At 41.0% G+C, this 14288-nt stretch carries 12 protein-coding genes, 1 tRNA gene and 1 pseudogene; 7 read left to right on the plus strand and 7 right to left on the minus strand.

Going from position 1 to position 14288, the window contains the following annotated elements; translation table 11 throughout:
• Positions 1-350 precede the first annotated feature (350 nt).
• From H6G26_RS32250 to H6G26_RS32260, 3 genes are all read right to left on the minus strand, one after another.
• Positions 351-423 (minus strand) — tRNA-Ala (locus H6G26_RS32250).
• Positions 424-488: 65 nt separating this feature from the next.
• Positions 489-1217 carry an HAD family phosphatase gene (locus H6G26_RS32255; RefSeq protein ID WP_190734838.1) on the minus strand — a complete coding sequence of 243 codons (729 nt, stop codon included), beginning with the start codon at positions 1215-1217 and terminating at the stop codon, positions 489-491.
• Positions 1214-2101 (minus strand): class I SAM-dependent methyltransferase, encoded by an 888-nt coding sequence (locus tag H6G26_RS32260; RefSeq protein ID WP_190734840.1) that lies wholly within the window; start codon positions 2099-2101, stop codon positions 1214-1216. Before H6G26_RS32260 ends, H6G26_RS32255 begins: the two co-directional genes overlap by 4 nt.
• Positions 2102-2419: 318 nt before the next feature.
• Between H6G26_RS32260 and H6G26_RS44350 the strand changes: the two are divergent.
• The 4 genes and pseudogenes from H6G26_RS44350 to H6G26_RS32275 form a co-directional block, all read left to right on the plus strand.
• Positions 2420-2653: pseudogene (locus tag H6G26_RS44350) on the plus strand (RtcB family protein); the annotation flags it as partial.
• Positions 2639-4567 carry an RtcB family protein gene (locus tag H6G26_RS32265; protein WP_347242537.1) on the plus strand — a complete coding sequence of 643 codons (1929 nt, stop codon included), beginning with the start codon at positions 2639-2641 and terminating at the stop codon, positions 4565-4567. The pseudogene H6G26_RS44350 and the gene H6G26_RS32265, both read left to right, overlap by 15 nt.
• Positions 4568-4656: 89 nt before the next feature.
• On the plus strand, positions 4657-5541 hold the full coding sequence (locus H6G26_RS32270; RefSeq protein WP_190734844.1) for an ATP-grasp domain-containing protein: 885 nt from the start codon (positions 4657-4659) through the stop codon (positions 5539-5541).
• A gap of 44 nt (positions 5542-5585) precedes the next feature.
• Positions 5586-6398, plus strand: a complete 813-nt coding sequence (locus tag H6G26_RS32275) for a class I SAM-dependent methyltransferase (RefSeq protein WP_190734846.1) — start codon at positions 5586-5588, stop codon at positions 6396-6398.
• A gap of 8 nt (positions 6399-6406) precedes the next feature.
• Here the strand turns inward: H6G26_RS32275 and H6G26_RS32280 are convergent, their stop codons facing one another.
• Both H6G26_RS32280 and H6G26_RS32285 read right to left on the minus strand, forming a co-directional pair.
• Positions 6407-7321, minus strand: coding sequence for an Rpn family recombination-promoting nuclease/putative transposase (locus H6G26_RS32280; protein WP_190734848.1), 915 nt, complete (start codon positions 7319-7321; stop codon positions 6407-6409).
• Between the two features lie 162 nt (positions 7322-7483).
• Complete coding sequence (locus tag H6G26_RS32285) at positions 7484-8785, minus strand: dihydrolipoamide acetyltransferase family protein (protein ID WP_190734850.1); 1302 nt, start codon at positions 8783-8785, stop codon at positions 7484-7486.
• Between the two features lie 514 nt (positions 8786-9299).
• On the opposite strand from H6G26_RS32285, the gene H6G26_RS32290 reads away from it, so the two are divergent.
• Both H6G26_RS32290 and H6G26_RS32295 read left to right on the plus strand, forming a co-directional pair.
• Positions 9300-10355: a transposase gene (locus H6G26_RS32290; RefSeq protein WP_190734858.1), complete on the plus strand. Its 1056-nt coding sequence runs from the start codon at positions 9300-9302 to the stop codon at positions 10353-10355.
• A 55-nt stretch (positions 10356-10410) separates the two neighbouring features.
• The gene (locus H6G26_RS32295; RefSeq protein ID WP_190734852.1) at positions 10411-10932 is read left to right on the plus strand and encodes a hypothetical protein; all 522 of its coding nucleotides are present in this window, start codon (positions 10411-10413) and stop codon (positions 10930-10932) included.
• 62 nt (positions 10933-10994) lie between these two features.
• Here the strand turns inward: H6G26_RS32295 and H6G26_RS32300 are convergent, their stop codons facing one another.
• Entirely contained in the window at positions 10995-11444 is a 450-nt protein-coding gene (locus tag H6G26_RS32300) for a YlqD family protein (RefSeq protein WP_012412623.1), read from the minus strand.
• 42 nt (positions 11445-11486) lie between these two features.
• Entirely contained in the window at positions 11487-13463 is a 1977-nt protein-coding gene (locus tag H6G26_RS32305) for an AMP-binding protein (protein ID WP_190734854.1), read from the minus strand.
• A gap of 275 nt (positions 13464-13738) precedes the next feature.
• On the opposite strand from H6G26_RS32305, the gene H6G26_RS32310 reads away from it, so the two are divergent.
• Entirely contained in the window at positions 13739-13987 is a 249-nt protein-coding gene (locus H6G26_RS32310) for a hypothetical protein (RefSeq protein ID WP_190734856.1), read from the plus strand.
• Positions 13988-14288 lie beyond the last annotated feature (301 nt).

Raw genomic sequence — 14288 nt, forward strand, 5'->3', positions numbered from 1 at the left:
GTGATGTTTTTTCTGTCAGACGTTCCGCGATTACAACTATCGCTATAAATACCCCAGGCATCAATCTTTTTAGTTATCTCACCCCATTCAGATTAAGAAAACCAATCATTATAACACAAAATCAATTCTGCAAGAGGTCTATTAAATTAGAAAACATATATTTGTCCGAGTTTTACAGGCTGATTTTGGACAATAATTCTTTAAAACTGGTTTCAACTCTGGACAATAATTCTTTAAAACTGATTTAATTGCTGAAAGCCCCGGAAATGCGTAACTTATGCCCCTGAATTTTGTAAAACTGGACATTAATTCTTTAAAACTGACAATAATTATTTAATGGACAGTACAAATGGAGAATAACGGATTCGAACCGATGGCCTCTGCGGTGCGATCGCAGCACTCTACCAACTGAGCTAATTCCCCTTAATCGATGCTAAGTCAAGAGTAATATTACTCATTAACTCAATACATCTTCACCATAAATTATTCTAACATTCAGTTGCCGATGGCTGAGGCTCTTTTTGAGAATAAATCTTCTGCACCCGTTCGAGTTCCAATTCGCTTAGATAATCAACAGTCCAGTTACAGCAGCGCTGGAGCATGTGGAATGGGTAAGTATTCGCTACACCAACAACTTGCATTTGCGATCGCTTCGCTGCTGCAATTCCTGCTGGTGTATCTTCAATGGCCAGACACTCGTGTGGTTGAAGATTCAGTTCAGGATATTCTTGATTCAGACGTTTCACCGCGAGTAAATAACCATCGGGTTCTGGTTTACTAGTGGTGATGTCATCACCGGCAACAATAATTTTAAAGTGTTGGGCTAGTTTGGCGCGATCAAGTACCAATTCTATTTCTTTACGAATAGCGCCACTGACTAAACCTAGTTTCAGATTCCGCGATCGCACTTGATATATTAAATCTTCTACACCTGGATATAAAGGCAGTTTCTCTGTTTTTTCTAATTCCACCGTATAAGCTTCTGCTTTGCGGTACAACAACTGAGTTAAATAGTTTTCGTCGCCTACTCTACCACGATTAGCGAGTAGTTGCTGAAAACAAGCGCGGTCAGTGCGTCCTAAAGAAGCTTGACGCTCACTCACCTTTTGGGGTTGGAGATTTTCTTGAATGAGAATCTCATCGATCAGTTGCAGATGGATTGGCTCATCGTTAATGATGACACCATTAAAATCAAAGAGAACTGCCTTTAAACTCATGCCATTATGCCAAACGCTGGAGATCCAAGTTCCTCCAAATTATTATTATCTATTGATGTGGCAGTATACTGACGGACATTTTCAGTTGCGATCGGTTTAACTCCGCTAGTGATCTGATTTATCCACCATACATCCTGCGATCGCACAGCTTCAAATCCGGCTGTACCCATATTCGCATCTATACTACCAGCAGCATACTCACGAATATATGGCTCTTCAAAAACATCATTAAGCCATTCTAACTGACGGAGAGTCTTTTGATTTCCGTCTAAAATTAATACTTGCCCTCCAGTTACCAGCAACCTAAAGCTTTCCCGCAAAATTGCTAGAGACACCTCATTTGGTGTTTCATGGAATAGCAAAGAAGCTGTAACCAAGTCAAAGGACGCATCACTCAAACTAGTTTTTTCAGCATTCCCATGTCGCCAGACTATATCTAAACCAGCATTTCTAGCTTTATCTTCTGCCCTTACCAGCATATAGGGTGATAAGTCCAAACCAATAACTTCCGCTTGGGGGAAAGCCTGTTTTAACATTAAGGTAGTGGAACCAGTGCCGCAACCTAAGTCAAGTATGCGTCGTGGTTTTACCTTGACGGCATCAACTAAAGCCTGACGGACGATACTTTCATTCGGTGGCACAACATATTGCGTAATCGGATCGTAACTAACTGCTGCACCGTAAGTCAGATATCCGCCTGTAATCCCGTGAAAATTTTGACTGCTGTAGTACGAGGGAATTATGACATCATCTCGTCGGAAGCGATCGCATTCTTTCTCCCAGTCAATACTATCAGCGTAACGCCGTAGCCCGTCTTCATCAATCAAAAGACGCACTACAGGGGATAAAAAACGTTCCCAGATTGTATCTTGACGCACTGCCATATTGTGTCAGAACTTTAAGGGTTTATTTAAGCAGAGTAATTTCCTTTACAAATTTTAATATATTTAGGAAACATCTGCTTTCTCTCTGTGGTATCGGCTTGACTTTTGTAACTCATTTATTTACATTTGTAGTATCAACGTGTTACTCCCTAAGACTAGTTGTTCAGCTTCACGAAAACTGAGCGAGTCAAATCAAAGACAATACAACATTAAATTGCTACAACTAACGAGGTAATGGGTTATAAGTCACACTGATAATTCTCAGTGCCATATACCCAATCCAAAATCTAAAATTTAAAATCAAAAATACAAAAAATTATGCCCTACGAAAAGTTAGAAATTACCACACCAGCACCCGTTTTATCTTGGGCAAATCACTCATTGGGCCCAGAAGAGATTAAGATGGCAAAAAATGTAGCATCGCTACCATTTGTATTTAAGCACGTGGCATTAATGCCAGATGTTCACTTAGGAAAAGGTGCTTTAGTTGGTTCTGTAATTGCGACCAAAGAGGCAATTATCCCAGCTGCTGTCGGTGTGGATATTGGTTGTTTTGTAGGAGATACTTTGATTCCTTTAGTGGATGGTCAATCCTATCGGATTAAAGACCTAATGAATTGGGGTAAAGAGTTTATTGTTTATGCTTGTACGCCAACAGGAAAAATCGTTGCGGCTCAAGCAACTGCTAAATTGACTAGACGAAATGCTCCACTCGTGAAAGTAATTCTGGATAACGGCGAAGAAATTATTTGTACTCCCGATCACCAATTCATGCTTCGGGATGGAAGCTACAAAGAAGCTCAGTTGCTTCAAGCAGAGACTTCTTTAATGCCTTTTTATTCCAAGACTGACAAAGATGGCTACAGCCTGATTGTTCAGCCATACTCCAGTAGATGGCAAAAAGCCCACTGGATTATTGCCAGGTCTGGGTTACTCGGCAAGATTCCCAGGTTTGAGGGACAGAAAACAGTTATTCATCATCGGAATTTTTATGAATCCGATAATCGACCAGAGAATCTTGAATTCATGGGCGATCGCGATCATTCTGCTTACCACCGCTCTCCAGTGGAGCGTAACCAACACTGGCACTCTGCCAAATTTGAAGAGAAAAGAGTTGCTTCCCTTGCTCAAAAAGCAAAAACTCGAGAAGGATACCAATACTATGCCGAACGGGGAACTAGAAATATTCTTCAGTACATGGAACAGCAGCCAGAGCATTTTAAAAATGCAGTCGCAGGTAATGGTAATCGAGGTAAGCAATATCTAGTTGAATATAACAAGAGTAAAAAAGGGAGAGAAAAATCTCAAGAAATTGCTAACCAATACTATACCTGTGAGATTTGCGGTGTAGATGTCAAAACTCCAATTGGACTCCACAACCACCGCAAAAAAGAACATCAATGTAATCACAAAGTTGTAGCAGTAAATCACCTAAATTACACAGAAGATGTTTACTGTCTAACAGTACCGGAGTATCATAATTTCGCACTGAAAGCTGGGGTATTTGTTCATAACTGCGGGATGAGCGCTATCAAAACATCATTTACCGCCGAACAACTCGAAGGTAAACTGAAAAAAATTCGTCTGGATATTGAAGCAGCAATTCCTACTGGATTCAACGAAAACAAAGACGTTGAAAAATCCGTCAGCAATTGGCAACACTGGGATGATTTTAAAGACTTGCATCGCGGTGTACAAGACTTACAAAGCAAAGCGATGAAACAGATGGGTTCTCTCGGTGGAGGAAACCACTTTATTGAAGTGTGCCTCGATACAGAAAATCAAGTTTGGCTGATGCTGCATTCTGGTTCACGTAACATCGGTAATAAACTTGCCCAGTGTCATATTCACACAGCCAGAGAATTAGCAAAAATGGCAGGTAATAAATTGCCTGACCCTGATTTAGCTCATTTTGTCGCTGGTACGCCAGAATTCCAAGCATACTGGCACGATTTGCAATGGTCACAAAATTATGCGCGTGTCAACCGCGATGTGATGATGGCGCGTTTTAAGCATATTGTCGAGAAGCATTTAGCAGGTGGGAAGGCAACTAAACCTTTATTGCAGGTTAATTGTCATCACAATTATGCCGAAAAAGAAGTGCATTTTGACGAGGATGTATACGTTACTCGTAAAGGTGCAGTCCGCGCCCAGACTGAAGATTATGGGATTATTCCTGGTTCGATGGGGGCAAAGTCTTTTATTATTAAGGGTAAAGGTAATGCCCATAGTTTCTGTTCTTGTTCTCACGGTGCAGGGCGTTTGATGTCTAGAAATAAGGCAAAAAATGTCTATACACTTGATGATTTGATAGAGCAAACAAATGGCGTAGAATGCCGCAAAGATGAGGGTGTGTTAGATGAAATTCCTGGTGCTTATAAGCCCATAGAACAAGTGATGCAAAATCAAGCAGATTTAGTTGAAGTTGTAGCAACACTGAAGCAAGTTCTTTGTGTGAAAGGATAAATTAGGTAGGGTGGGTAATGGCCACCTTCTTTATTTTTTTTAAACGCAGAGGTACGTTGAGGTAAGCGCAGAGGTACACTGAGGAAGAAATGATTGTTTTAAGTGAATCAACTGAACAAATAGAGCCATCTGCCAGTGCTAGCGAAAATAAATTGATGACTGAGGCTGCACAATTATTAGGGTGTAAAGTCTACCATATCCCGCGAGATTTTGAACGATGTGGTACAGCAGAAAATGCTCTATGGCACATTTCTAATTATTCTCAAATAACTGCTGGTATCTGGATAGGATATATTCCTGAGTTTGAGCGTTATCAAGCTATATATTATGCAGCTTTGGCTAAGGGGATAAAACTACTCAATACTCCTTTAGAACACCAGACAGCACTAGAGTTTGACCTATTTTATCCTCACTTAAAAGGATTGACACCTGAGAGTTTAGTAATTACCTCAACAAGTGAATGTATTGAGGCTGGTGAATTATTAGGATTTCCTCTGTTTATTAAAGGCGCAGTTCAATCTCAAAAAATGCAAGGATGGAAATCTTGTATAGCGAATAATCAGGAAGAATTAATCAGTACTACAGAAGGTTTATTAAAACTTAAATATCATTCACGAGGTAGAGTTATTCTTAGAAAATTAGAAAAATTGCGGCATAAACGCCTAGCCCCAAATGGCTTTCCAATGGGAAGAGAGTTTAGATGCTTTATTCATAATCAGCAGATTCTAAAATATGGATATTACTGGGATGGGGAAGATGAATTGAGCAAGTTATCAAAACCAGAAGAGACGCAAGTATTAAAGTTGGCAGTGCTAGCCTCTGAATGCCTTGGGGTTCCTTATATAGCGATTGATATTGGGCAACTAGAAAGTGGAGAATGGATAGTGATAGAAACAGCCGATGCACAATTCGCTGGTCTAAGTCACATTCCTGCACTTGAATTGTGGAATAAATTGAAAGATATATACTATTAACGGTTTATTGCAGTTTCTTTAACAGATTAAGAATCCAGAATATCATGCAAAATAGCCAATACGAACAAGAGTATAAGAAAAAAGTAATTGATTTCTTTGATAGTAGAACTAGCTACGATAACAATTATACAATTGATCGCGCTCTCCCTCTCCTAGATTTGGTTCAGCTTCAAAAGGGGCAAAAAGTATTAGATATGGCAACAGGCACAGGTATCATTGCCATTGCTGTTGCACAAATTGTCGGCTCTGAGGGAAAAGTCACTGGAGTAGATTTTTCTTCAGGGATGCTAACTCAAGCACAACAGAAAATTGAAGAATTAGGCTTGCAAAATATCGAATTTATTGAAGCCGATGCTGAGTATATTGATTTCAATGATGAGAGTTTCGATGTAATTCTTTGCTCTACATCAATAGTCTATTTTAAAGATATTCCTGCTGCTCTACGTAAATGGTATCGTTTCTTAAAACCAGGGGGAATTCTTGGTTTTTCTTGTTGCTCAGAGGAATCTTGTGGAGCGCCACTTATCATCGAAATCTGTGAGAAACATGGCATTTCGCTGACAAGTATAAATGAGCCAACAGGCTCTCCCGACAAATGCCATGATCTGCTTACAGAAGCTGGTTTTAAAAATATTGAAGTGAAGACTAAACAACTAGGTTTCTACCACAATCTAGAGCAAGCTAGAGAATGGAATGGAGGATGGTTTCATCCTAGAGAAAACCCTTTGTTACAAGTTTCATCAGAGCAAATGGCAGAATTAAAAGCAGATTATCGTCAAAAAATTGAAGCAGAGGCAACAGAGGAAGGCGCTTGGTATGAATTTCTTAGTTTTTTTGTAACTGGTCAAAAGGCTTAAAGCAAGCTCTAATTTTCTATTGTATTTAGCCAATTCATCAAATCAGTTTCACTGCCGAAATCTAGTAATACTTCACCCAAGTTTTCTAATTGAACTAAGGACAACTCTTGCAACCGAGATTGTAACTGAGAATTAATTGAACCGAGCCTACGAGTTAATAGACGCATCACTAGCCGCAGTTCTGATTGCCTTCCTTGTTCAATGCCTTGTTCAATGCCTTGTTCAATGCCTTGTTCAATGCCTTGTTCAATGCCTTGTTCAATGCCTCGTTGTCTCCCTTCTTGAAGTCCTTCTTGAAGAATTTCTTGATAAATAGCAGACTCTCTCATATCTTCTCTCCTTAAAAACTGACGAATGAGTTCTGGCTTAAAAACCAACCCTGCTAGAAGTTGGGTACATACCGAGATACTCTGCTTGGTGGCTGCTTCTTCAATCATACTCACCTGAACTGCTACTTGTTGGAGCAGATTTTCAGGAGAATCTGTTCGCGCCAAAGTTGCTAGAGGTAATAAACCAGGAGATAACAGTAATGGTTCTGGATCTTGTTCCCAAATTCGGATGATGCGGTAACGGTGGGTAGTATTGCGGGCAGTAAATTGATCTACAAATACAGCTTCTGAAGTTGTGGGTTTAAGAAAAATTACTATCTGCTCGATATCGCAATTGTATTGTCGATATAGTCGCACCCAATAGTCCAACATCCGCAGTGGCAAGGGTGGAATCGATGCTGGTAAGGTTTGAAACTCTAAATGCAGTATTTGATTGGCAGTTTGCAAAAAGGTTACTGAGTCAGCACGGATTGGTTCTTGATTTAATTCTGTTTTGAGAATCTGGATATCCGTTGCCTCAGATGCGAGTAAGTAGCGGATAAAATCTTCTGGATACTGCTCAACCAGATATTTCAGGGTGTTGTCGTATGTCACTTTTATATCAGTTTAGATATAAACTCATGTAGAGATGTGATATCACCACACAGTTTGTCCATAAAAAATTTAAGTGTAGGTATTATTTATTGTTAGCGCTACTTTACGAAAAACTGTTGTTCGCTAATAGCGCTAACATTTAAATTTGGTGTCTTTTCAAAATTACATTGTCAAAGATTGAGGATTCGTCTCAATCAATTTCGCTAAATCTTGCAAGAACGCCGCAGCATGGGCACCGTAAATAATGCGGTGGTCAGAAGTAATATTGACTTGCATTTGTTGCCGCACGCCAAATAAACCGTCGGGTGTAGCTACCACTTGCGGACGGGATGCCCCGATCGCTAAAATTGAACCTTGTCCAGGCGGTAAAATCGCATCAAATTTATCTACGCCAAACATCCCCAAATTGGACAGGGTAAAAGTACCACTGTTATATTCTTGAGGCTGTAATTGTTTTGCCCTGGCACGTTCTACCAAAGACTTCCAAGTACGCGATAGAGAATAAATATCCACTGCGTCTGCATTTTGCAGGACAGGTGTAATTAATCCGCCATCATTCATCGCTACTGCTACAGAAATGTTGATATCAGAATGATAAACAATACCCTGGTCTGAGTAACTAGCATTTAACAATGGGTGTTTTTGCAACGTTACCGCTACAGCTTTTGCCAGTAGCGCTGTCATTGTCACGCCTTTGGATTTAATTTGTTTATAAAGTTTGTCTAATCCATCGGTGGTAATTGTATAACCAACACGGAAGACGGGCACGGATATGGTAGCTACCATGTTCCGCACTACGGCATTTTGGAAGGTAGTTAGAGGAACGGTTTGACCAGGAACAGCCGCTACCACTGGCGCAGGTGCTGGTGTCTGAGGTGCTGGGGGTGCAACTGGGACGCTGGTTGGTACAGGTGCTGGTGGGGCAACTGGGGCAGTGGCGGGTTGTTTGCCCTTATTGGACAATGCTTCTACATCTTCGGCGACAATGCGACCGTAGGGGCCACTGCCTTGGAGCGTAGTTAAATCAACTTTCAGTTCTTTGGCTAACTTACGGGCACGGGGTGAAGCTACAAGCCTTCCTTCTTTGTGGTTAGACCCGTTTTGAGACGCTAAGGCAGGTGTTGCGGCTGAGGCTGTGGCGGCAACTGGTTCAGGAGAAAAGGTAGGAGTAGCGGCCGCGCCGCCAGAATTGGCAAGAGATTTCGCCTGTTCAATTTCAGCTTCCGTTTCGGCAATGAAGGCGATCGCAGATCCTACCGGGGCAGTTTCACCAGCTTCAACTATGATATGGGCAAGAAAGCCTTCGTAAAAGGTTTCTACATCCATATCTGCCTTATCTGACTCTACAACCACCACTGTTTCCCCTTTTTCCACTTTGTCCCCTGGCGATTTCACCCAGGAGACGATTTTGCCTTCGGTCATGGTAGAACTCAGAGCCGGCATAAATACTTCGTGAATGCTCATAGGGTGGTTTGGGAATCAATGGTTTATGGACTTTAACAGCTTTTATCAGATCGAATTGTATCTTGGCAGGAGAGTTTTGGACTGGAGATTTTATATTTTGATTGGGGAGTAGGGAGTGGGGAGTGGGGAATAGGGGGGAGATGAGGAAGATGGGGGAGAGTTACTAACTTTTGACGCTTAACCCTTGACTTTAGGAACCTAAATATAACTTAGAGGTCTATAATACAGAGCTATCCTCAATGTTTAGCCAATATCTCAATCTCGTTTTAGTTGTTGACTTGCAAAAAACAGCACGAGTTTCTCACAGATTAAATGGGATTGCTATTTATATTCCTCATAACCACTGCTTAAGATACAGGAGCTGCTTACAGGTAGAGGATATAAGATACAGGTCCAGAACTTACGCATTGACAAATGAAACAAAGAATGCGGATAAGAAAAGAATAAGCGATCGCTAGCAGTAGGGGGCTGAAAAGATAGATAATTTACACTGTCTCTATTGAGGGCATGGACAATCAGAGTAACTACCAAGCCATCAACTGCAAAGTGTGACCTCAACACTTACACTCTGTTTTTATTAGCAGAATCAAAGTATCCAGGCTGCACACGTTTAGCAGATATTATGGAAGATTTGTCACATGATAGTGTCAACAGATTTTTGCTACGTGAGCGTTACGAGCCAAAGGATTTATTTGATGAAGTTAAGCTGCATATCAATTTAGGAGGTGGTACATTAAGTGCAGATGATACCGTAATTGATAAGCCTCATAGTGACCCGAAACTAACAGAATTAATTACTTACATTTATTCAGGAAGGCATCATCGTACAGTTAAAGGGATTCAACTAATTACCTTGTATTACACCGATTTATCAGGTAAATCTGTACCTGTAAATTATCGTATTTATGATAAACAAGATGGTCAGACGAAAAATGATTATTTACGAGATATGATTACTGAGGTTTTGCATTGGGGTTTGGAGCCTGAGAATGTAACCACTGATGCTTGGTATTCCAGTAAAAGGAACCTGAAGTTCTTTAAAGACAAGGGATTAAAGTTTTTAACTGGGATAGCTAAAAATCGCTTGTGTTCAGTTGATGGTAAAAATTTTACCCAAGTCCAAAATCTAGAAATTCCAGAGAATGGGTTAATAGTGCATCTGAAAAAGTTTGGAAAAGTGAAAGTATTTCGGAGACTTTTCAAAAACGAGATTCCCAGATATTACATCATGTATGTGCCTGACAAAGATGCACTAATTTTAATTTCTCTCGTCGAATTTAAGGAGTTACATTCGATTCATTGGGGGATTGAATGTTACCATCGAGCCATTAAACAAGTGTGTGGAATTGAGCTATTCATGGTGAGGACATCTGAGGCAATTAAAACTCACTTTTTTAGTGCTATCCGCGCTTTCACACAACTAGAACTAATGCGAACTCAAGAGTTAATTGAAAACTGGTATGAACTCCAGCGAAATTTGTCTCTTCAGGTGGCTCGTGACTTTATTCTGGAACATCTTGAACAAAGGATGAACTTGAATCCACATATTCAGATTCCTGTCAATGCGTAAGTCCTGAGGTCAATCTAGAATTCAAAATTGGTCATAAACCTATTTGAAATTCCTTATGTCGGCAAAGTTGAAATTCTTTTTAATTGTGATACTAAGTATCTTTGCCACTGCTGGCGCTGGAGTTTATATTACCCAGCGCCAGCCACCTGCACCGATTGTTGAGACTATTGATGGACAAACCCAGCAGGTGGGAGCAATACATGAGTCTCAAGAGGTTGTGGCATACTCAGAGCGTTCCAATTATAAAACCATACCTTTAGAAAAGATTAACTCATCTCTCCAAGGTAGCGATCCTGCTACCCTCGCCCTAAATGCTTTTGACGGCATAGCATCAGTGAAAGGAACGCGAAAGGTAGAAGTAGCTTATCCGCAACGAAATCAAGCCCTTGTGACCATTACACAAATCAAGCAAGGTGATGATTCAGTTGGTATTAAATATCGAGTTGAAATGACAGCCTTCGGGCGATCGCTTTTTATTAGCTCACCTCCAGTCTGGCAAATTGTTTGGGCTGGCTCCCAGGTGGAATGTTGGGCTGGAAGCCGCCCAAATATCAAGTTAAATCACATCTGTCATTAGTCATTGGTCATTAGTCATTTCTCACAAAACAAATGACAACGGACATATGACAAAGGACAAATTTAAATGTCGCCGCGAATTTCTTCTACAACGCCATCGCGTAGAACGATTTCAACTTGCATTTTGCTAATCAGGTTATCACCGATCTCTACTCGGAAAAAGCCTTCCATTTGGAATTGGTTGACTTCTTGATCTTGCTGAAGAAACTGTACTTGCTGGAGGTTTTGCAGCAATTGATTTTTCTGCTCTAGAAATTCACTTTTCTTTTGATTGACTTGGAGTTGGATATTGTCAATTTGTTGGAGAGTTTGGGGGCCAGGTGGTTGCAGACTCTGCTTTTGAATTGCCGCGATCGCTCTTTGTCCTTCTACGTCTAGCTGTTGCAGTTGCTGATCAAGTTGATTGATCTGCGTTTGCAGTTGCTGTTGTACTTCCTCTTTCCACAGGGGAGTCACAATGACTTTGACGTTAACGACGCGTTTGAGAAGCAAGTTAGATTTGGAGACATCCATAAATATTTCACGTTCACTCTTTACAGTTGGGAGGTGGAATTATCAGGCAAACATGCCGTCAATAATATCGCGATAACGTTCCGTGACGACATGTCGGCGAACTTTCAGTGTTTGTGTCATCAAACCATTTTCGATAGAAAACGGTTCTAAAATGAGTTTGAATGTCCCAATGCGGTCATCCGGTCGATAGCCTGGACGATTTTGCACTTCTCGATTCAATTCTTGCCGAAATAAATCCTGGATCATTCTACTCTCGAAGTCAATTTTTTGAGTAGGTGAAGAAGTCGCCTGATCATTTTGCGTATCCAGTATCAAATTCTGATTTGCTGCCCATTTTTCTAAGGCTTCGACATTGGGGACGATTAAGGCTCCCAAGCTGCGCTGATCTTGGCCGATGAGCATAATTTGATCGATATATGGCGATCGCAAACACGCATCTTCGATCGGCTGTGGCTCAATGTTTTCCCCGTTAGTCAATACAATCGTATCCTTTGCTCTGCCTGTTAGCACCAAGTCGTCTTGTGGTGTCAACCAACCCAAATCGCCGCTATCAAACCAACCTTCAGCATCAATTGCTTTCGCTGTCGCTTCGGGATTTTGGTAATAGCCTTGCATAATCTGCGGCCCCCTCAACAATACTAAGCCTCGCTTTTCTACTGGTAAAGGCGCTTTTGTCTCAGGATCTACGATTTTAGCTTCTGTAGCGGGTAGTGGTTGCCCTGATGCACCAATCAAATTCCGCCAAGGACGACGCACATGGGTAACAGGAGAAGTTTCTGTCAAGCCATAACCTTGCAAAATCTGCACACCAATAATTTCAAAGAAATTATCTATGTGTCTGGGAAGCGCACCGCCGCCGCTAATCATCTGCTTAACTTGTCCTCCTGTGGCTTCGCGCACTTTGGCATAAACCAGTCGTTCTCCCAAGGCATGGAGGGGTAATAAAGCAGATGCTTGGATCTTAGCTGCTAATCGCTCGACAGCTGAAGCATGAAGATTATTTAAACTCAATCCTTGAGCAACTCGCCGCGCTTTGATATATTTCTCGCTATTGCCCAATAAAAAGTTAATTAGGCGTTGCTTTTTGGCTGGTTGTTCACGGAACTGCTTTTGCACTCCTTCATAAATCGATTCCCACAGCCGGGGTACACCCACCATGTAGTTGGGTTTAAATTCTCTCAAATCTGCTTTCACGGAGCGCAAGTTGGTATAAACTTGTGTGCAACCTTGAGATAGTAGGTAATATTCAACAGTTCGTTCGTAGCTGTGCCAGGAAGGTAGGATACTGAGAACGATATCGCCAGCGTTTGGTTGCAATACTGTCCCAAAGGTTGTTACTTGGTGCATCAAATTGCTATAAGACAGCATTACACCCTTGGGTTTGCCTGTGGTGCCAGAGGTGTAAATTAGGGTTGCCAGAGCATCACGATTTTGCTTGACTGGCACAAAATTATGATTTTTTCCAATTTCGAGCAACTGGGCAAAGTTCAGCACCTTTAGGGTTTCGTCTGTCGGTGGTGCTTCATCCGAAAGTAATATTACCACCTGAATTGGTAAATCTTTGAGGCGATCTTGCAGTTTTTTGAGTGTCTTTAAATCCTCAACTACTATTGCCATACTGCCACTATTAGCAATGATAAACAGCAGTTCTTCTTTTTCCGCTTGGGAGCTACGCACGGCATCAACCCCTCCAGCCGTCATTATGCCTTGATCGGCAATAAACCAGCGAGGACTATTGTCAGAAATTAAAGAAATGCGATCGCCTACCTTTACTCCCAAGGACTGTAACCCAGAAGCAAATAGCCGCATTTGCTCTGCTAGCTGCGTATAAGTAATCACTACTTCTGGTTTAGCGTGAGGGTTACGGAGGGCGACAATATTACCAAATTGTTTAGCTGCTAAAGGCCAAATTTCTGGCAGTGATTCTACATTTGTGTAATCTACCAACCGTTTTAAGGCTTGGCGTTCTCGCTCACTGATGTTAGATAAAAAAGAAGACGCGGTTTGGGTTTTTTTCATAACACCTTACCTAAATATAGTAAATTGATCTTTTTCCAGCTTATTTTGTTATTACGCTACAATATCCATCCTTATTATCCACATTCCCTTCTGTGTACGATAATTCCAGGAATTCCACGTTTATATTTACAAAAATTTATGTTAAAGTTAATTTACATAGACTGCAAGCAATAGATTGATTGAAGATCAATTTTAGAAGTTATGCTTGCAGCTAAGAAAAACGATGTCTACGACGGGCTACGCCTACGCCTATTTTTCACAGGGGATGATTACCTATGAATTTGATAGACGCTACATTGCTAACGCTGCTCAATATTGCTGCTTGCATGGCGTTACCTAAGATTTTAGTTATCCTTCTAGCTCATGAAACGAAACTTACTGAAGCGTTACCTAATGGTTTGAAATCACAAACTGCTAAAGCTGAACTTACCAGTTTTCCTTATTGTACAGCTTACCCAGTAACAGGTAGTCAATTTTGCAAATTCAGCCCTGATTTCTGTTCCAATTGCTCTCCAAATTTATAGAGTATTTCCTAATAAATATTTAGCGTTGCAGAATAGTAGGATGAATTGGGGCAAGCTCTTAAGGCAGGGGAGGAATTTTGGAAGTTGCTAAATCATCCCGCTTTCTCTGCAAATCCAAGTATTTATTAGGAAACACTAGCCTATCCTTGAATAGGCTAAATTCAGATGCTATTAATCAGTCTCTGGTTCAGGACTTACGCAACTGGCACAAAATGTGGGCGGAGCTTCGCTCCACCATGCAGTAATTGAAATCAGGCCAAACACATATGAACGTCTGGGCGTTTTAGTTGCTGAATTAAAT

Origin of the sequence: Nostoc sp. FACHB-888 (assembly GCF_014696655.1) — a bacterium.
GTDB lineage: Bacteria > Cyanobacteriota > Cyanobacteriia > Cyanobacteriales > Nostocaceae > Nostoc.